This window comes from Motilibacter rhizosphaerae (genome assembly GCF_004216915.1).
GTDB classification, from domain to species: Bacteria; Actinomycetota; Actinomycetes; order Motilibacterales; family Motilibacteraceae; genus Motilibacter; species Motilibacter rhizosphaerae.
Map to the genome: position 1 here is coordinate 80,535 of NZ_SGXD01000001.1, position 17,968 is coordinate 98,502.

Annotated in this window: 19 protein-coding genes; 13 read left to right on the top strand and 6 right to left on the bottom strand. The window is 73.4% G+C overall.

The window, feature by feature from the left end; all coding sequences use genetic code 11:
- The first annotated feature begins 69 nt into the window (after positions 1–69).
- The 9 genes from EV189_RS00410 to EV189_RS00450 all read left to right on the top strand — a co-directional run bounded on the left by EV189_RS00410 (position 70) and on the right by EV189_RS00450 (position 9,189).
- Entirely contained in the window at positions 70–498 is a 429-nt protein-coding gene (locus EV189_RS00410; protein ID WP_130490989.1) for a MarR family winged helix-turn-helix transcriptional regulator, read from the top strand.
- A 153-nt stretch (positions 499–651) separates the two neighbouring features.
- Positions 652–1,488 carry a hypothetical protein gene (locus tag EV189_RS00415; protein WP_130490990.1) on the top strand — a complete coding sequence of 279 codons (837 nt, stop codon included), beginning with the start codon at positions 652–654 and terminating at the stop codon, positions 1,486–1,488.
- 253 nt (positions 1,489–1,741) lie between these two features.
- Positions 1,742–2,620, top strand: a complete 879-nt coding sequence (locus EV189_RS00420; protein ID WP_130490991.1) for a 2OG-Fe(II) oxygenase — start codon at positions 1,742–1,744, stop codon at positions 2,618–2,620.
- A 259-nt stretch (positions 2,621–2,879) separates the two neighbouring features.
- On the top strand, positions 2,880–4,151 hold the full coding sequence (locus EV189_RS00425; protein ID WP_130490992.1) for an HNH endonuclease signature motif containing protein: 1,272 nt from the start codon (positions 2,880–2,882) through the stop codon (positions 4,149–4,151).
- A 62-nt stretch (positions 4,152–4,213) separates the two neighbouring features.
- On the top strand, positions 4,214–5,089 hold the full coding sequence (locus tag EV189_RS00430) for a hypothetical protein (RefSeq protein ID WP_130490993.1): 876 nt from the start codon (positions 4,214–4,216) through the stop codon (positions 5,087–5,089).
- Between the two features lie 174 nt (positions 5,090–5,263).
- A complete protein-coding gene (locus EV189_RS00435; protein WP_130490994.1) occupies positions 5,264–6,679 on the top strand; it encodes a ferredoxin reductase family protein in 1,416 nt (471 codons plus the stop codon).
- Between the two features lie 80 nt (positions 6,680–6,759).
- Positions 6,760–7,278, top strand: coding sequence for an FMN-binding protein (locus EV189_RS00440; protein ID WP_130490995.1), 519 nt, complete (start codon positions 6,760–6,762; stop codon positions 7,276–7,278).
- A gap of 3 nt (positions 7,279–7,281) precedes the next feature.
- Positions 7,282–8,025: an FAD:protein FMN transferase gene (locus tag EV189_RS00445; protein WP_231115939.1), complete on the top strand. Its 744-nt coding sequence runs from the start codon at positions 7,282–7,284 to the stop codon at positions 8,023–8,025.
- A gap of 135 nt (positions 8,026–8,160) precedes the next feature.
- On the top strand, positions 8,161–9,189 hold the full coding sequence (locus EV189_RS00450; protein ID WP_130490996.1) for a right-handed parallel beta-helix repeat-containing protein: 1,029 nt from the start codon (positions 8,161–8,163) through the stop codon (positions 9,187–9,189).
- Between the two features lie 42 nt (positions 9,190–9,231).
- On the opposite strand, the gene EV189_RS00455 is transcribed toward EV189_RS00450, so the two are convergent.
- The gene (locus EV189_RS00455) at positions 9,232–10,842 is read right to left on the bottom strand and encodes an amino acid permease (protein ID WP_130490997.1); all 1,611 of its coding nucleotides are present in this window, start codon (positions 10,840–10,842) and stop codon (positions 9,232–9,234) included.
- A gap of 89 nt (positions 10,843–10,931) precedes the next feature.
- The gene (locus EV189_RS00460; protein ID WP_130490998.1) at positions 10,932–11,915 is read right to left on the bottom strand and encodes an alpha/beta fold hydrolase; all 984 of its coding nucleotides are present in this window, start codon (positions 11,913–11,915) and stop codon (positions 10,932–10,934) included.
- A 47-nt stretch (positions 11,916–11,962) separates the two neighbouring features.
- Between EV189_RS00460 and EV189_RS00465 the strand changes: the two genes are divergently transcribed.
- On the top strand, positions 11,963–12,706 hold the full coding sequence (locus EV189_RS00465; protein WP_130490999.1) for a TetR/AcrR family transcriptional regulator: 744 nt from the start codon (positions 11,963–11,965) through the stop codon (positions 12,704–12,706).
- Between the two features lie 4 nt (positions 12,707–12,710).
- On the opposite strand, the gene glnT is transcribed toward EV189_RS00465, so the two are convergent.
- A complete protein-coding gene (glnT, locus tag EV189_RS00470) occupies positions 12,711–14,099 on the bottom strand; it encodes a type III glutamate--ammonia ligase (RefSeq protein WP_130491000.1) in 1,389 nt (462 codons plus the stop codon).
- Between the two features lie 86 nt (positions 14,100–14,185).
- Positions 14,186–14,605 (bottom strand): MarR family winged helix-turn-helix transcriptional regulator, encoded by a 420-nt coding sequence (locus EV189_RS00475; RefSeq protein WP_130491001.1) that lies wholly within the window; start codon positions 14,603–14,605, stop codon positions 14,186–14,188.
- Positions 14,606–14,660: 55 nt separating this feature from the next.
- Here EV189_RS00475 and EV189_RS00480 point away from each other — a divergent pair, with 55 nt between their 5' ends.
- The 3 genes from EV189_RS00480 to EV189_RS00490 are packed head-to-tail and all read left to right on the top strand — an operon-like array spanning position 14,661 to position 16,481.
- Positions 14,661–15,509, top strand: coding sequence for an alpha/beta fold hydrolase (locus EV189_RS00480; protein ID WP_130491002.1), 849 nt, complete (start codon positions 14,661–14,663; stop codon positions 15,507–15,509).
- Between the two features lie 31 nt (positions 15,510–15,540).
- On the top strand, positions 15,541–15,756 hold the full coding sequence (locus tag EV189_RS00485) for a hypothetical protein (protein WP_130491003.1): 216 nt from the start codon (positions 15,541–15,543) through the stop codon (positions 15,754–15,756).
- A gap of 17 nt (positions 15,757–15,773) precedes the next feature.
- A complete protein-coding gene (locus EV189_RS00490) occupies positions 15,774–16,481 on the top strand; it encodes a hypothetical protein (protein WP_130491004.1) in 708 nt (235 codons plus the stop codon).
- Here EV189_RS00490 and EV189_RS00495 read toward each other — a convergent pair.
- Both EV189_RS00495 and EV189_RS00500 read right to left on the bottom strand, forming a co-directional pair.
- The gene (locus EV189_RS00495) at positions 16,478–16,936 is read right to left on the bottom strand and encodes an SRPBCC family protein (RefSeq protein WP_130491005.1); all 459 of its coding nucleotides are present in this window, start codon (positions 16,934–16,936) and stop codon (positions 16,478–16,480) included. The two genes, EV189_RS00490 and EV189_RS00495, sit on opposite strands and share 4 nt — an antisense overlap.
- Positions 16,937–16,940: 4 nt before the next feature.
- On the bottom strand, positions 16,941–17,726 hold the full coding sequence (locus EV189_RS00500) for a hypothetical protein (protein ID WP_165400052.1): 786 nt from the start codon (positions 17,724–17,726) through the stop codon (positions 16,941–16,943).
- Between the last annotated feature and the right edge of the window lie 242 nt (positions 17,727–17,968).

Here is a 17,968-nt window from a genome sequence, read left to right on the forward strand (position 1 = left end):
AGCAAGGCTGTCCTTCTCCGGGCCGAGATGTCAAGCCTTGCTGCGCAGTCCTGCTGCTAGTCTTCGTCCGTGTCCCAGGACCGGGCCGCTGACGTCGCCGCCGAGCTCCGCCTCCAGGTCGGCCGCCTGGTGCGCCGCGTCCGGAGCGACGACCCGCGGCCGAGCGCCCTCACCCAGGTCCTCGGCCTGCTCGACCGGGAGGGCCCGCTGACGACGAGCGAGCTCGCCGCCCGCCAGCGCGTACGCCCGCAGTCGATGGCCCGCACCGTCGGCACCCTCGTCGACGAGGGGCTCGTCGAGCGGCGTACGGACCCCGGCGACGCGCGCAAGTCCCCGCTGCACCTCAGCGACGCGGGTCGCGCGGCCCTCGACGACGAGCGGGAGCGCCGCCGCGACTGGCTCGCGCAGGCCGTCCGCGACGAGCTGTCGACCGAGGAGCAGGAACTCCTCGCCAGGTCGTTGCCACTGCTCGCCCGGCTCACGACCTGGGAGCGCTGACCCTCCAGTCCGCGGCATCGCCGGCCGACACTGGGCTGTGCCGGCGCACCGCCTCCTCGCCCTGCCCGCCCTGCTCGCGGCGCTGACGCCGTACGCCGGGGCGGGCCCCGTCCGCTGCCCGGCACGACCTGCCCCGTCCTGCCGCGCGACGACGTGTGGCACGCCGACGTCAGCCACCTCCCCGTCGCCGCCCGCAGTGCGCAGTGGCTGGCGCGGATGTCGCCGCAGCGGCACCTGCACCCCGACTTCGGGCCGTCGTACGGCGCGCAGCCCGTCCCGTACGGCATCCCCGTCAGCGTCGTCTCCGGCCGGCACGCGAAGGTGACGGTGTCGTTCCGGTACGCCGCGGAGAGCGACCGCGTCGCGTACCCGCTGGGGCGCGACACGCAGATCGAGGGCGGTGCGGCGGCGCCAGGTGACCGGCACGCCGTCGTGGTGGACGCAGCGACCTGCCGGCTCTACGAGACGTGGGACACGCGGCTCGTGCACGGACGCTGGAGCGCGGGGTCGGGCGCCATGTGGGACCTGCGCAGCGACGCGCTGCGTCCGGACGGCTGGACCTCGGCCGATGCGGCAGGACTGCCGATCCTGCCGGGACTCTTGCGCTACGACGAGGTACGTGCCGGCCACGTCGACCACGCCGTCCGCTTCACCACGGACGTCACCGACCGCGCGCACGTCTGGCCGGCGCGCCACGACGCCGGCAGCGTGTCCGACCCGCGGTTCCCGCCGATGGGGGCGCGGTTCCGCTTGAAGGTGGGCTATCCCTTGACGGGTCTGCGACCGGACACGCGGGCGGTGCTGCAGGCGATGAAGACGTATGGGCTCATCCTCGCGGACAACGGATCACCTTGGTACGTCGGGGGAATTGCTGACGCTCGTTGGCCGTCGGGCATGCTCGACGAGCTGAAGGCTCTGCCAGCAAGTGCTTTCGAGGCCGTCGACGAGTCGTCGCTGATGCGGAGCCCCGGCAGTGGTCGGGTGCGCTGAGCGGGCGCTCTTGGCCGTGCGCGCGGCCGTGCAGTTGATCAGGCTGCCCGATCATGTTGGTGGGGGCCGCGCAGCGGCGTGAATGAGCGGGAAGACGCCGTTCGCACTGATGCGGAAGGGTTTGGCGCCGTACGAGACGGTACGCCTCACGCGATCGGCCGCATGGGGATGCGGCACTGGACCATTGCCGTATCGTCGCAGGAGCAACGGATCCGGCGCTGAGCATGCGCGCCGAGGAGTGGAGAGGTAGGGGATGGACGTCGCGGCCGCCCAGTCCAGCACGGAGGCTGCCGTCGTCCTGAACGGCACCGACATCCCGCTCGCCGACCTGCTCAACCCCGACCTCGTCGCTCGCGCGGCCAGCCAGCGGGAGCAGTTCGCGACGGCCGCGCCCTACCCGCACATCGTGCTGGACGACCTGTTCTCGCCGGTCTTCCTCGACCAGACCCTCCCCGAGTTCGACGCGCTGCAGGACGGGGGCTGGATGGAGTTCCGCAACGAGCGCGAGACGACTCGACGCTCACGCCCTCAGGCCCAGTTCGGCCCGGCGACGCAGCTCTACTTCGACCTCGTGTCGTCCCCCCGCTTCATCGCCTTCCTCAGCGAGCTGACCGGCATCACGGGGCTCGTGGCGGACCCGCTGCTCAGGGGCGGGGGGATGCACGAGAGCCGCCCCGGCGGCAAGTTCGACGTGCACCTGGACTTCGCGAAGCACCCGGTCACCCAGCTCGACAACCGGCTGACGCTGATCACGTACCTGAACCACGGCTGGCAGCGCGAGTGGGGCGGCGTCCTCGAGCTGTGGGACGCCGACACCGGGCGTTGCGCCGCGGACGTGGTGCCGGTGTTCGGCAGGACGCTGCTGTTCGCCCACACGCCGAGGAGCCTGCACGGGCACCCGGTCGGCATCACGCCGCCCGACGGGCGTGGCCGGCGCTCGCTGACGGCCTACTACTACACCAACGGGCGCGACGACGAGGCCGCGGCGGAGCGCTTCACGACCTACTTCGCACCGAAGCCGGCGCTCACCGGGCGCGAGCGGGCCGGGGAGGTGGCGCGCGCGGTCGTCCCGCCGGTCCTGTACGACGCGGCGCGCGGCCTGGTCCGGCGTGCGGGGCGCGGCGGGAACTGAGGTGGGTCGGAGCAGCACGGAGTGGTAGCCGCCAGCACCAGGTGGCGGCCGAGGGGGTGGTATCTCGTGCTGGCGGCGGTCAGTTCGTGCAGCCGGCCCACCCTCACCTCCCCGTGATCATGCAGATCTTGGGCTTGGCCGGTGCTAGTTGATCGGGTTACCCGATCAACTGGGGTGACGGCGCGTGGCCGAGGAGTGGCTGTGCGGCAGCGGTTTCTGCTGACCCGACTCTGTCAGTGGTGGGTCGTACGGTGTTCGCATGAGCTCGAGCAGCAGCCCGTCGCGCGACCCCCGGTCGGGGTCGTCGCGCGGCCTCGCGCTGCTCGAGAAGCACGCGGCGATCGCCCGCCTGCAGGCGGAGTTCCTGGCCGAGCTGGCCGAGTTCGACGCCGGCGGCGAGTTCGTGGCCGACAACCAGGTGACCGCGCAGGCCTGGCTGCGGCACCACGCGCGGATGGACGCCCTCGACGCCCGGCGCGCGGTCACCGCCGCCCGGGCGCTGCGCGACCTACCGCGGACCGCTGCCGCGCTGGCGGCTGGTGAGGTGAGCGTCCGGCACGTCGACGAGCTCGCCGCCGGGCACACGTTGCTCGGCCCGCACGTCATGCTCGAAGCCGAAGACACCCTGCTGCCGCTCGCGAAGGCCGCCGCACCCGCGGACGTGCGTACCGGGGTCGCCCGCATCGAGGAGGCCGTCGGCGCGGACGAGTCGCGGGAGGAGAAGGCGCAGCGGATCCACGACAGCCGCTACCTGCTGCTCTCCACCGGCATGGACGGCACCGTCCTCATCACCGGACGGCTCGACCGCGCGCACGGCATGCTGGTCCAGAAGGCGATCCGCGCCGGATCCCGACCCAACCCCGAGCCCGGGCAGACCGTCGACCCCCGCACCGCCGCCCAGCGCCAAGCGGATGCGCTCGTCGAGATCGTCCAGACCCACCTCGGCTCCCAGCCCGGCGTCACCAGCCTGCGCCTCGACACCACCCTCGTCGTCGACCTCCCCACCCTGCGCGACGAGCTCGACCCCGGCGACGGGCACACGGGGATCAGCGCCATCCTCGGGACGGCGTTCACCGCCGCCGAGCTCCGCTACCTCACCTGCACCGCTGACGTGAGCGTCCTGCTCACCGCCACGCTCAGCCCGCACGCCACCAAGCCTGAGCAGGACCCCGAGGTCCGCTCCGCGCCCGGCGTGCCGCTCGCCCTCGGCCGGGAGACCCGCCTCGCCACCCGAGCCCAACTGAAAGCCCTCTGGGTACGCGACGGCGGCTGCATCGCCCCCGGCTGCCGCAACCGCAGAGTCCAAGCCCACCACGTGCAGCACTGGTCACAAGGAGGCGCCACCGACCTCAGCAACATGTGCCTGCTCTGCAGCCGCCACCACCACTTGCTCCACCAAGGCGGCTGGCAACTCGAACCCGACCCCGACCGACCAGGACGGTTCCGCTGGCGACCACCCGACGGCGGACCACCCGTACCCGCCACCCACGCGAGCGACCGGAACCCCGGCACCACCACGGGCCTGTGGTGAGCACCGAGGTGACGTCGCCCTGCGCCCGGGCATGCTCACCGCTGACGAGGAGGAGGGCGTCCGTGCTGGTGGAGGTCGACCGGAGCAGCGTGCACGCGGGCGACGACGTGCGCTCGCACGAGCACTGGACCGAGGTCGACCCGGCGTGGACGGTGGAGGAACTGCTCGCGTCCGTGCAGCCCGACGTGGACGTGCAGGGCGGGTCGACCTGGATCTGCTGCTGGGGCGGCGAGCCCTTCGCGGTCTGGTGCTCGCGCGACCGCCGGGTCCGTACGTGGCGGCCCGAGGTGCGCACGGTGGCGGACCTCGGCGGAGGACCGCGGCTGTTCTTCGACTACTGGTCGACCGCCGACCCCGACTGGCTGCTCGCCGCCGTCGAGCGCGGCGCACTCGCGGACCGCTGGGCCCTGCGCCAGCAGTGGGACGACGTGCTGCGCGCGAGGGAGGAGGCCGAGTGGCGCGAGCGGGCCCGTACCTCGTCCGACCGCCTGCTCACCCCCGAGGCGGTAGCCGCGCTCGAGGGCTTCGGCGCCGCGCTCGACCCGCACGGCGAGGGGTACTGCCGTGCCGTGCTCGGTGAGGAGGAGTGGCGGGTCAGCGTCGTGGGCAGCTGGCTCTCGCTCGTCTCGCCGCACGGGTACACCGGTTCCGCGGACAGCCGCCTCGCCGCGGAGACCTGGCTCGTGGCCGCCGTGGGCGCGGCCTGGCTCGCTGCCACCGGCACCGTCCGGGACCTCCCGCCAGCGGTCGAGCCCGTCCACCGGTCCGGCCAGTGGGTCGTGCCGGTCGCCCACGGCACGCTGAGGATGCGCGGCCGGGACGACGCGCTCGCGGCCGCGGCGTACGCCTCGATGTCCGTCCGGCAGGTCGTGGGACTCCTCCGCGACGGCGTGCTCGTCGCGCCCGCGCGACGACGGTGGTGGCGCCGGGGGTCGTGACCGGCGGCGCGGGCCCAGCCGCGTACCTGACCAGCACCTGACCACCCCTCCCGTGACGGCGACGACCTGCGCCACCAGCGGCGTTGACCACAGCGAGCGAGCCGCGGCCACCCTCACAGGAACGCCACAGCCCCGGCACAGGCTCGCGCCAGCACCACTCCCGATCCTCGGAGCATGACGTTGACCGCCACCACTCCCCCGGCGCCGCCGCCGGCGCGAGCGCGCCGGGCGCCGCGGCCGCCCCGGCCGACGCGCCGCGCCTGGCACGGCGACGCGGTCGGCACGATGACGGTCGCCAGCCTCGTGGTCGTCGTCGCCCTGTGGCTGCACGACCGCGGCGTGCAGGACCTCACCGGCAGCACGGGCACGCTGCTCACCTCCAGCGGCCGGCTGCTCGGGCTGCTCGCGTCCGACCTGCTGCTCGTCCAGTGCCTGCTCATGGCGCGCATCCCCTGGGCGGAGCGGCGCTGGGGCCAGGACACGCTGGCGCGCTGGCACCGGGTCCTGGGGTTCACCTCGTTCTGGACGATGGCCGCGCACGTCGTCGTCATCACCCTCGGCTACGACGCGACCAGCCCCAAGGGCCTCGTCGCCGAGACGTGGGACCTCGTCTGGGACTACCCCGGCATGCTGCTCGCGGTCGCCGCGACGGCCTGCCTGGTCATGGTCGTCGTCACCTCGGTCCGGGCAGCGCGCCGCCGGCTGCGCTACGAGTCGTGGCACCTGCTGCACCTCTACGCCTACCTCGGCGTCGGCCTCGCCCTCCCCCACCAGGTCTGGACGGGCACGGACTTCATCAGCTCCCCGCTGGCCCGCAGCTACTGGTGGACGCTGTGGGGCGCTGCTGCCGTAGCCACCCTCGTCTTCCGCGTGGCCCTGCCGCTCGGACTCTCCTGGCGCCACCGGCTCGAGGTCGTGCGCGTCGTCCCCGAGGGCCCGCGCGTGGTCTCTGTCCACCTCAAGGGCCGCCGGCTCGACAAGCTGGCCGTGGAGGCGGGGCAGTTCCTCGTGCTGCGCTTCCTCGACGGGGAGGGCTGGACCCGGGCCAACCCGTACAGCCTCTCGGCGTCGCCGCACCCCTCGCTGCTCCGCGTCACCATCGCCGACGCCGGCGACGGCAGCGCGCGGGCACGGCACCTCCGGCCCGGCACCAGGGTGCTGTTCGAGGGCCCGTACGGCCGGCTGACCCTCGGCGTCCGCGACGACCACCGGCGCCCGGTCGTCCTGCTCGGCGCCGGGGTGGGGATCACCCCGCTGCGCGCCCTGCTCGAGGAGCTGCCCCCCGAGGTGCCCGCCACCCTGCTGGTCCGCGCCCGCGACGAGGACGAGGTGCTCTTCCGCCGCGAGCTCGAGACGCTCGCGATGCAGCGCAAGGCCACGGTGCACTACCTGCTCGGCCCGCGCGCCGGCGACGGGTCGTGGCTCCCCCGCGGCTGGGACCCGTCCGCGCTGCGCCGCCTCGCCCCGCACGTCGCCGCCGCCGACGTCTTCGTCTGCGGGCCCACCGCGTGGGCCGACGCCGCCGCGGCTGCGGCCGAGCGCGCCGGCACCCCCGTGAGCCGCGTCCACCAGGAGCGCTTCTCGTGGTGAACGAGCGCGCCGACGACGAGCACACCCACGACACCCACCACAGCCGCACCGACAGCCACGCAGAGAAGGAGCACTAGGCGATGCGACGGATCACCGCATGGGCGGTCAGCACGGTCGCCGCGCTGGTGCTGCTCTTCTCCTACCGCACCAGCACCGCCGGCGTCATCGGCGGCGGCAGCAGCGCGGTCGCCGCGGCCTCGCCCGGCACGGACACGACGAGCAGCTCGCAGACGGGCAGCGACACCGGCACCGTCGCCCCGCAGCCCAGCACGAGCACGAGCACGAGCAGCAGCTCCGCCAGCGCGTCCACCACCACGACGACCACCAGCTACACCGGCTCCTCCGTCGACACCCGCTGGGGCCCGGTCCAGGTGAGGATCACCGTCAAGGCCGGGAGGATCACCGCCGTCGAGGCCGTCGTCTACCCGAGCGAGAACCCGCGCGACCAGGAGATCAACTCCTACGCGCTACCGGTCCTCCAGCAGGAGGCGCTGAAGGCGCAGAGCGCGAAGATCGACGCGGTCGGCGGCGCCACCGTCACCAGCGACGGCTACATCTCGACGCTGCAGTCCGCCATCGACGCCGCGCACCTGGGCTGAGCGGTGGACACCCTCCTCCAGCCGCGGCAGCGCTCCTGGGTCGAGCAGGTCATGGGCATGCCGATCAGCATCAGCATCCGCGCGGAGGACCCGTCGAGCACCCGGGTCGAGCGGGCCGTCAGCGCCGCGTACGCCGTGCTGCGTGCCGTCGACGAGCGCTTCAGCACCTGGAAGCCCGGCAGCGAGGTCTCCCGGTACGCGCGCGGTGAGGTGGCCGCGCCGTCCGCCGAGCTCGCCGAGGTCCTCGCGCTCTGCGCGGAGGCGCAGGCGCGGACGGGCGGGAGCTTCGACCCGCACCTGCCGACCGGCTTCGACCCCTCCGGCCTGGTCAAGGGCTGGGCCGCCGAGCGCGCCGCCGACGAGCTGCGCGCCCTCGACGGCGCGGACTGGCTGCTCAACGCCGGTGGGGACGTCGTGCTCGCCGCGCCGTCCGGGCAGCCCTGGAACGTCGGCATCGAGGACCCCGCCGACCGCCGCCGCGTCCTCCGCGTCCTGCCGCGGACCGGCGGCGCGCTCGCCACGTCCGGCGCCGCGGCCCGCGGGGCGCACATCGTCGACCCGCGGACCGGGTCGGCCGCCGCGCCGCTGCTGCGCTCCGCGACGGTCTGCGGTCCGTCGCTGCTGTGGGCCGACGTCTACGCCACCGCGGCGTACGTGCTCGGCCGGGACGCGCTCGGCTGGATCGCCCGCCTGACCGGCTACTCCGCCCTGCTCGTCGACGCCGACGGGGCGCTGTTCTCGGTCTGAGCGACCGGCGTTCACCCGCTCGCCGCCCGCGGAGACCGCGAGCGGCGGTTAGCATGCCGAGGGCGACGACGCCTCCCCGTGCTCGACGACGAGCGCTCGACCACCAGTGCTCGACAGAACCCGGACGGACCGCGCATGCCCCGCCTGCTGCCCTCGCTCGCCCTGCCCACGCTCACCGCGACGACGCTCGCGTCCCTGCTCGCCGCCGCTGCGCCGTCCGCGGACGCCGCCAGTGCGGGGCGGACCGTCAGCGTCCGCACTTCCGCGCAGCTGACCGCCGCCCTCGCGGGCGCCCGCGCCGGGGACCGGATCGTGCTGGCGCCGGGCACCTACACCGACGGGCGCGGGTTCACCGCTGCGGCGAACGGCACCGGCGCGAGGCCCATCACCCTGCAGGGCTCCCGCACGGCCGTGCTCGCGGGCACGAGCTACGGCGGGAAGTACGGCCTGCACATCACCGGCGACCACTGGAAGGTCGTCGGGCTCACGGTGCAGCACTGGGCGAAGGGCATCGTGCTGGACGGCTCGGTCGGCTCGGTGATCGACTCGGTCGACGTCCACGACATCGGCGACGAGGGCATCCACTTCCGCAGCAGCTCGTCCGACGGGCTGGTGCAGCGCTCGACGGTGTCCCGCACGGGGCGCGCCAAGCCGCAGTTCGGCGAGGGCATCTACGTCGGGTCCGCCAACAAGAACTGGAAGAAGAAGGACGGCGCCACCACCTTCGGCGAGAACGGCGGCAAGGGCCCCGACCGCACGGACCGCGTCCGCATCATCGGCAACACGATCAGCGACACCGCTGCCGAGGGCATCGACGTCAAGGAGGGCACGACCGCCGGCGTCATCTCCGGCAACACCTTCGTCCACGCGGGCTACAGCGGGCAGAACTCCGCCGACTCGTGGGTGGACGTCAAGGGCAACGGGTGGACGGTCACCGGCAACACCGGCAAGGGCGCGTGCGCCTCGGGTGACTCGTGCACCGACGCGTTCCAGGTGCACGTCGTCTACGCGGGCTGGGGGACCGGCAACACCTTCCGCGCCAACACGGTCTCCGGCGTGCCGGGCTACGTCGTGGGGGTCTACCCCACGGACACGCCGACCACGGTCGCCTGCAACGACACGGGAGCGGCGCTCGGCCCGAGCAACATCGCCTGCTCGGGCTGAGCGCCGCTCCGCGGCCGCGCGGGGGTCATAGGTGCAGGGGTCCTAGGCCAGGTCGAGGACCTCGGAGGCGCTCTGCGGCAGGAAGGGCATCTCGCGCTTCGCGCCCTCGCGCTGCTCGTTGCGCTTGTGGATCGCGACGCCCGCGACGAGCGTCAGCCCGACGAAGAGCAGCGCGCTCCAGCGCAGCCACCAGGTGTGCCCGGTGAGGTCGTAGACCGCGGCCCGCGGCCACAGCAGGTTGACCGCCATGGCGACCTGGAAGACGACCGCGAGCACGTTGAGCGGGATCCCCCAGCGGCCCAGGCCGAACAGCGGCGCACCGTGCTCGTCGACGCCGTCGAGCACGACGCCGTCGCGGCGGTGCCGGATGCGCTCGAGCAGCAGCGGGACCGTGACGCCGAGGTACGCCAGGTAGAGCATCCCGATGCAGAGGCTCGCGAGGGCCGTGAAGATGGCGCTCTGCTTGACGTTGACGAGCAGGACGATCGCCGCACCGACGCCGACCACGAGGGTCGACACGACGGGCGCGCCGTTCTTCGACGAGACCGTCGACAGCGCGCCGGAGAACGGCAGGGACCGCTCGCGGGCCATGGAGTAGACCATGCGGCTGCCGGCCGTCTGGATCGCCAGCGTGCAGGCGAAGACCGCCACCGCGACGTCGGCGAGGATGATCTTGCCGCCCACCGAGCCGAAGACCGCGTCTAGCACCGCGGGGAGGCCGATGCTCGACAGCGTGCCGTCGGTGAGGCTGGGCGCGGCGAGGATGCCGCCGAGCAGCAGGAGCATGCCGAGCACGCCGGACACGGTGAGCGAGCGGACGATGGTGCGCGGGGTCGTGCGCCGCGGCGCGTGCGTCTCCTCGGAGAGCTCGCCGGCGGAGTCGAAGCCCACCATGACGTACGCCGCCATGAGCCCGGAGGCCGCCCACGCCCAGACGTGGTTCGCGTGCGCCGGCGTCGTGGTGCCCGTGGTGTGGACGACGGTGCCGAGCCCGCGCTTGAGGTGGGTGAAGAGCATGACGAGCACGACGGCGACACCGACGAGCTCGAGGACCACGCCGGCAGTGTTGATGCGCGACATCAGCTGCACGCTGAGCGCGTTCACGGTCGTGGTGATCGCGAGCAGGACGATGCCGAGCAGGACGGCGTTGCCCGCACCGGACGAGGACGTCGGCGAGCTGTCGGCGCCCGAGCCCCCGACGATCTGGAACCCCGTCCAGATCTGCGGGAGGATCGCCTGCAGCGCGATGGCTGCTGCGGCGGTCGTGAGGATCTGCGCCACGATCATCACCCAGCCGGTGAACCACCCGAAGGTCGGTCCGGCGAGCCGGCTCGACCACTGGTAGATCGCGCCGGAGATCGGGTAGCGCGCGGCCAGCGTGGCGAAGTTGTACGCCACGAGCAGCTGGCCGATGAACACCACCGGCCACGTCCAGAAGAACGCCGCGCCGCCGAACCCGAAGCCGATGAAGAAGAACTGGTCGACGGTCGTGAGGATCGAGACGAACGAGAAGCCGGCGGCGAAGGACGCGAACGTGCCGACGCCGCGGTGCAGCTCCTGCCGGTAGCTCCCGAGGTGCAGCCCCGGGACGTGCGGGGCGTGGGAGTGGTGCGTTCCCTGCCCGCCCTGTGGTGTGGCGTCTACAGCCGTCATGGTCTGTTCCTTCTGGGAGGATATCTATCCTGGTTAGAAACTCTGCCGGTACGGCGTTTCGAGCGACCGCGCCGGATGTGAACTCGGGGTTACCGATGCGGCGCCAGCAGCTCGCGGGCGGCCGCCGCGACCGCCGCCGTCACCTCGGGCAGGTGGCCCGGACGGCCGGCGATGTGGCCGTACGGCGAGTCGATCGGGCGCAGCTCACCCCGGGCGAGGCAGGCCGTCTCGAGCGCGTTCTCGGCGACGGTGAAGTACGCGTCGGTGGTCGACGGCATGACGACGGCCCTCGCGCGTACTGCCGTCAAGGCCTGCTGCCACGACTTCTCCGGGCCGACGAGGTCCGCGCTGCGCCAGGTGCGCAGCATGGTGAGCAGGTCCGCCGCGCTCCACGTCGCGTGGTCGTCGGCCCAGTCGCGGCGCAGGTCCTCCAGCGAGGCGTACCCGTCAGCGCGCCACAGCCCGTCGCGGAAGTACGCCAGCGAGTACGCCCACCCGGCGTACGCCCGGCCGAACACCCGCAGCCAGTGCTCCTCCTCCGCCGGCACCTCGAGCGCCCGCTCGAGCAGCGGGGCGAGGCCCTCGAGGAACATCTCGTTGAGCGGCCAGCACCGCGCGCTCGCGCACACGGGCAGGATCGCGTCGACGAGCTCGGGGTACGCCGTCGCCCAGCCCCACGCCTGCAGGCCCCCCATCGACCAGCCGGCGACGAGGGCGACGCGGGTGACGCCGAGGTGCTCGAGCAGCCGGCGCTGCAGGGCGACGTCGTCGCTGACGCGGACCACCGGGTCCGTCCGCGGGTCCCACGACCGCCCGTCGGCGTGGCGCACGGAGGACCGGCCGTTGCCCACCATGTCGGGCACCACGACGTACCAGTGCTCGGGGTCGAACGGCAGGCCGGGCCCGATCCACGGCAGGTAGCTGTCGGCGGTGCCGGTGTAGTAGGTCGGCAGCACGATGCAGTTCGCGCCGTCCGCCGCGAGCGTGCCGTGTGTGGTGTAGGAGAGCTCGACGTCGGCGACGACGTCCGTGCCCTCGGGGCGCCAGTCCAGACGCAGCCGGGCGGATGTCATGCTGGTGAGCCGGAGCGGGTCGGGCGGGACCGTGAGGGGGAGGCCGAGTGGCGGGACGCGGAGCGGCCGGTGGCACGGGCGGCCGCCGGCGCGCGGACGGCTCCCGCTCGGAGAGCCCCCGCGACGAGATCATCCGCGTCGCGGCCCGGCTGTTCGCGGAGCAGGGCTACGCCGCCACGACGATGAAGGGCATCGCCGAGGCCGCGGGGCTGCGCCAGCCGTCGGTCTACTACTGGTTCCGGGACAAGGAGGCCCTTCTCCACGCGACGGCCTCGGTGAACCGCTTCTCGGCGCAGGTGGTGGTCGGGCTGGGGAAGTCGCCGGCGAGCGTGCCCGCGCGGCTCTACCGGTTGCTGTTCGAGGACACCAAGCACATCTGCGAGCTGGCGCCGCTGGACTACGCCGAGGTCGAGCGCGTCGCGTACGCGCGGCCGGACGAGTTCGCGGAGTTCTGGTCGGACTACCGCGCGCTCTACGACGGCATCGTCGAGCTGGTGACCGCGGGGATGCGCACGGAGGAGTTCCATCAGGGGGACCCTTCGATGGCGGGGGTGGTGGCCCTGGGCATGAACGAGGGGCTGCAGAAGCTGCACCGCTACAGGAGCGGTGCAGGCGGTCCGTTGGGACTGCCCGCGCCGGTGCCGGAGCTCGCCGACCCCGTGGCGGTAGCGCACTCCAGCGCCGGCACGACGCTGTCCGCCCTGCTGGCGGACCCGTCTCGGCTCGGCGGTGTGCGCGACGAGGCGATGGAGATCGAGCTGGAGGGGGCCGGCGAGGAGCCGACCCCCTAGCCCGTCAGAAGAACTCGAGGTAGCGCTCGGTCTCCCACTGCGAGACGTGGGCGTTGTACGCGTCGACCTCCGCGCGCTTCACCTCGAGGAACGCCGCGTGCATGTCGGCGCCGAAGACCTCGCGCGTCAGCGGGTCCGCCTCGAACGCGTCGAGCGCGTCGCCCAAGCTCGTCGGCAGGTGCGAGATCCCGCGTGCTGCCAGCTCGTCCTCGCCGAGGAGGTACATGTTCTCCACGTTCGGCGCACCGGGGTCGGCGGCGGCGCGGATCCCCTCGAGCCCGGCGGCGAGCATGAGCGCTGCCGCGAGGTACGGGTTGTTGGCGGAGTCGGCGGCACGGCACTCCACGCGGCCACCGGCGAGCGGGATGCGCAGCATGTTGGTCCGGTTGTTGCCGCCGTAGCAGCCGAAGATCGGCGCCCAGGTGAAGCCGGAGTTGTTGGACCGGCGGATCAGCCGCTTGTAGCTGTTGACCGTCGGTGCCACGACGGCGCAGATCGCCGGGGCGTGCTTGAGGACACCGGCGATGAACTGGTAGCCCAGCTCGCTGAGCCCGAGCCCGCGCGGGTCGTCGTCGGTGGCGAACAGGTTGCTGCCAGCGGCATCGGCCAGCGACATGTTCATGTGCCCGGCGCTGCCGGTCTGGTCCGCGAAGGGCTTCGGCATGAAGGTCGCGATCGCCCCGTGCTGGTGCGCCATCTCGCTGAGCATGAGGCGGAAGTAGGTCAGCCGGTCGGCGGTCGTGACCGCGTCGGCGTAGCCGAAGTCGGTCTCGAACTGGCCGTTGCCGTCCTCGTGGTCGAACGAGTAGACACCGAAGCCCGCCTCGTCCATGGCCGTCACGAGCTCGTCGACGATGCCGAAGGTGCGGAGCAGGCTGCGGCTGTCGTAGCACGGCTTCGCCAGGTCGTCGGCGTCGGCGAGCGGAGCCAGCGTGCCGTCGTCCTTGCGGCGCAGCAGGTAGAACTCGGTCTCGACGCCCAGGTTGAACGTGTAGCCCAGCTCAGCCGCGGCGGCCGTCGCGCGCTGCAGGATGCCGCGGCTGCACGCGTCGAAGACGCCGCCCTTGTAGTGCAGGGTGCTCGGGAACCACGCCACGTCAGGGCGGCTCGGCAGCACGAACCAGCGGCTGAGGTCCGGCACCGCCGCGACCTCCTCGTCGCTGACCTCCTGCGGCACGCCGTCGAGGGCCGCGCCGGTGAACAGCTCGCTGCCGCCGACCGCGTCGGCGAGGTGGCCGACGGGGACGACCTTGGACTTCGACTTCCCGTGCACGTCGACGAAGCTCACCATCGCGTACCGGATCTTGCGGCTGTAGAGCTCGGCGACGACGGCCGCGACGTCGGAGGAGGCAGGGTCGGTCGTGCGGCTCTCGGGGACGGCGCTGGTCGTCATCGGTGCTCCTCGTCGCGGTTTCAATACGGTATTGAAACCGTGCCGCCGTCTCGTGTCGGGGAGCGTCCTCCGGTGTGAAATCGGTGTTACAGCGCCGGGCTCTCGAGAGCGCGGTCGAGCAGGGCTCCGAGCTGGTCGAGCTCGCGTGCGTCCAGGCCGGCGAAGGACCTGCCGGCGACCGAGGCGACCCGCTCCGCCCCCTGCGCCCGGACGGCCTCGCCCGCCTCGGTGATCCGGTGGCGGACGGCCCGCCCGGGGCCGGGTACGCGCTCGATGAGCCCGCGGTCGACCATCCGCCCCGCCAGCGTGCCGAAGGACTGGTCGGTCTGGAACGTCAGCAGCGCGAGGTCGTGGAGGGAGGCGTCGGGGTGCGCGTGCAGGTGGCGCAGGACGTCCCACTGCACGAGCGAGACGCCGAGGTCGGCGAGGGCGGCGGTCAGCGCGCGGTGGTGGCGGTGCTGGAGGCGCTTGACCGACAGCGCGACCTCCTCGACGGAACGGCTCATGCCGGCAGCGTACCTACGCTTGCTTATCTCAGGAACCTGATCTAAGGTTCCTGACATGACGACGACGACGCACTCCCTCCCCCTCCCCGACACCGGGCAGACGACCGGGCAGACGGCCGAGCTGACGGTCGAGCAGACCGGCAGCGGCCGGCCCTTCCTCCTGCTCCACGGCGGCGCGGGCCCCGCCTCGGTGCTGCCGTTCGCCCAGCTGCTCGCCGCGGAGCAGCCGGCCCGGGTGCTCGTGCCGACGCACCCCGGGTTCGGCGGGACGCCCCGCCCCGCGCAGGTCGCCGACGTCCGCGCCCTCGCGGCGCTCTACCTCGCCCTGCTCGACGAGCTCGACCTCGAGGGCGTCACCGTCGTCGGCAACTCCATCGGCGGGTGGGTCGCGGCGGAGATCGCCGCGCTCGGCAGCCCGCGCGTGAGCGGCGTGGTCATCGTCAACGGCGTGGGCTTCGACGACCCCGCGCACCCGGTCGCGGACTTCTTCGCGCTGAGCCTCGACCAGCTGACCGACCTCTCGTACGACGACCCGGACCGCTTCCGGCTCGACCCCGCGACGCTGGGCGAGCGGCAGAAGGCGCTGATGGGCGCGAACCGGCAGGCGATCGCGGTGTACGGCGGCGCGACGATGACGGACCCGACGCTCGCGGCGCGGCTCGCAGGGGTCAGCGTCCCCACCCTCGTGCTGTGGGGGCAGAGCGACGGCATCGCCGGGCCGGAGTACGGCCGGGCCTACGCCGCCGCCATCCCCACCGCCCGCTACCAGCCGCTCGAGCGGACCGGCCACCTCCCGCAGGTCGAGAGCCCGGCCGCGACGCTCGCGGCGATGTGGGAGTTCGCGCAGCAGCAGTGGACGGAGTCCACCGAGCAGCCCTGGACGGAGTCCACCGACCACCACTGATCAGACTCGACAACCCCACGAGGAGCACGCCATGTCACCCGCCCCCAAGTACCAGATGGCCCTGATGATCTGGGTCGCCGTCTTCCCCACCCTCGTCGCCCTGCAGCTCGCGCTGCACGACGTGCTGACCGGCCTCCCTCCCGTCCTGCGGACGCTGGTCCTCACCATGGTGAGCGTGCCGGTCGTCGTCTTCGGCCTCATGCCGCCGCTCCAGCGGCTCCGCGCCCGGCTGCTGCACGCGGCCTGAGCGCTAGCGTCGGGCCCGTGGACCGGATCCGCTCGACGCTGCTGGCGCTCGTGCTGCACCCGACAGGGCAGCACGACCTGGCGCTGACGGCCGCGGAGGCCCTCGCGGAGGGCCTCGACTCGCCCGCACTGCGCGAGGTCGCCGGCCTCCCCCTCCGTGACGACGACGGCACGAGGAGCCTGTTCCTGGTCGCAGCCGAGGAGCTGGGGCTGCCGGTCCCCTCTGCGGGTACGCAGGGCCGGCGCCGGATCGAGCTGGCCCACGACCGCGAGTGGTCGACCCGCGACCAGGCCGCGGCGTACCCGGCGGTGCGAGCGCTGCTCGGCGCGGAGGCGCTCCTCCCCCTCGAACGTGCCTTCGCCCGGGTCGAGCGTGACCTGCGGAAGACCCTGCGGCCGGACGGGCGGCTGCAGCCCGTCCCGGTCGACAACACCGGGGAGCTGCTGTTCTTCGTCGGACTGGGGGACGGAGCATCCTGGTCGGGCGGGAGGGCGGTGTCCTTCCACACGACGGAGACCCAGCTCCTCGTCCAGGTGGCGGACTGCCTCTCCGAGACCGTTCTGGAAGTGTGGCGCGAGCAGTGGCCGGTCTGCCGGCAGCACGACCGTCCCCCGGCTGACGCCCACGAGTGCGGCGGTGAGCCGGTGTGGTGGTGCAGCAAGGGCCAGCACGTCCTGGCTCGCATCGGCCAGCTGACCGCGGACGTCCTGCTCCCCCGCCCCTAACGCCCCTCCGCGACGCGCCTGATGTGCGCGGCCCGCTGCCGCAGCAGCCGCCGGACGTACGGCGCGAGCACGACCCGGGCCACCAGGTCCCCGAGCACTCCGGCCGGGGCGGTCACCGTGAACCGGTCGGTCATGCGCGTACGCCCGCCGGGCAGTGCGGCGAAGAGGTGCTCGTGGTGCATGGCGCGGAAGGGCCCGCGCACCTGCTCGTCGACGAAGCGCACCGGTCGGTCGTACGCCGTGACCCGGCTGGTGAGCCGCCATGAGAGCCCGCCGTGCCGGGAGGTCAGCGTGACCTCGTCGCCCAGGCCGAGCGTGCGCCGGCCCGTGCTCGTGGTCGCCGTCTCGCCGCTGCCCGACAGCGACGCGGAGTGCACGTCGACGTCGAGCTCGAGGTCGAAGACCACGTCGGGCGGCGCGGAGACGAGGGTCACGACCTCGACGAGGACGGCCACCGCCTCACCCCTGCCCGAGGTCGGCGCAGCTGCGCTCGGTCGGGAGCAGCGGGCGCAGGCTGACGAGCCGGGCGCGACCGCCTTCAGTCACCGGCACGGGGGCACGTGCCGCCCGCACCTCCTCCGGGAGCGCCGCGGCCTCCTGCGGCGAGAGCAGGCGGCAGCCCGAGGCGGGCACCTCGAGGGCGGGTCCGGGCGTCGCGCCGTCCGCACCGCTTTGCTCGGCCAGCAGCGCGTACGCAGTGGCAGGCAGCGCGGCCGCGTCCGCCCCCGGACGCACCGCGGCCAGCGCGTCGACGAGGGCGAGGAGCCGGTCGCGCGACGCCGCCGGCCGCAGCGGGAGGTCGCGCAGGCTGAGCAGCGGGACGGAGACGCGGCGGGCGGGGCCCGCGGCGTACCTCACGGTGAGGACCGTCATCCCGCCGTCGGCGACGGCTCTCCCCGGCGGCAGCGTCGGCACCACGACGTGGTCCGGCACGCCCGCGCGATCGGCCAGCGCGAGGAGATCCTGCCACTGCTGCAGGGAGATCTGCCCCTGGACGAGCTGGAGGGGGAAGACCGGCACGCCGCGTGCGTCGCGGCGCAGGCCGACCACGCGGCCGTCCGCGAGCGCGGTGACGTCGGGAAGCCCTGCCGGCAGGACGTACGCGCAGGCTCCGTCGCAGACGTCGGCCACGCTGATGGACGTCGGTGCCAGGTCCCTCGACACAGCAGGCAGTCCTGTCGAGGACCGCGCACACCCCGCCGTCGCGAGCGCGAGCAGCAGCGCCGCGGTCCAGGTCCGCATCACGCCGGGCTGCTGACCAGGAGGTGCTCCCCCACCGGCTGTGCAGCCACGAGCCCCACCCCCTGCGGTGAGGGTAGTCGACCAGGTCGGCGGAGGGGCCCGGCTGAGGGGTGGGGCGCCGTGACGAACCGCGGGGAGCAACCCGCCGCGACCGGGACGAGGCCTGGACTGCGCGGCGGTGGGTTGCTCTGCGTCGTCCGCTCGTGCCGCACGATCCTCGCGGGCGCCCGCCGCACTGCGCCCGC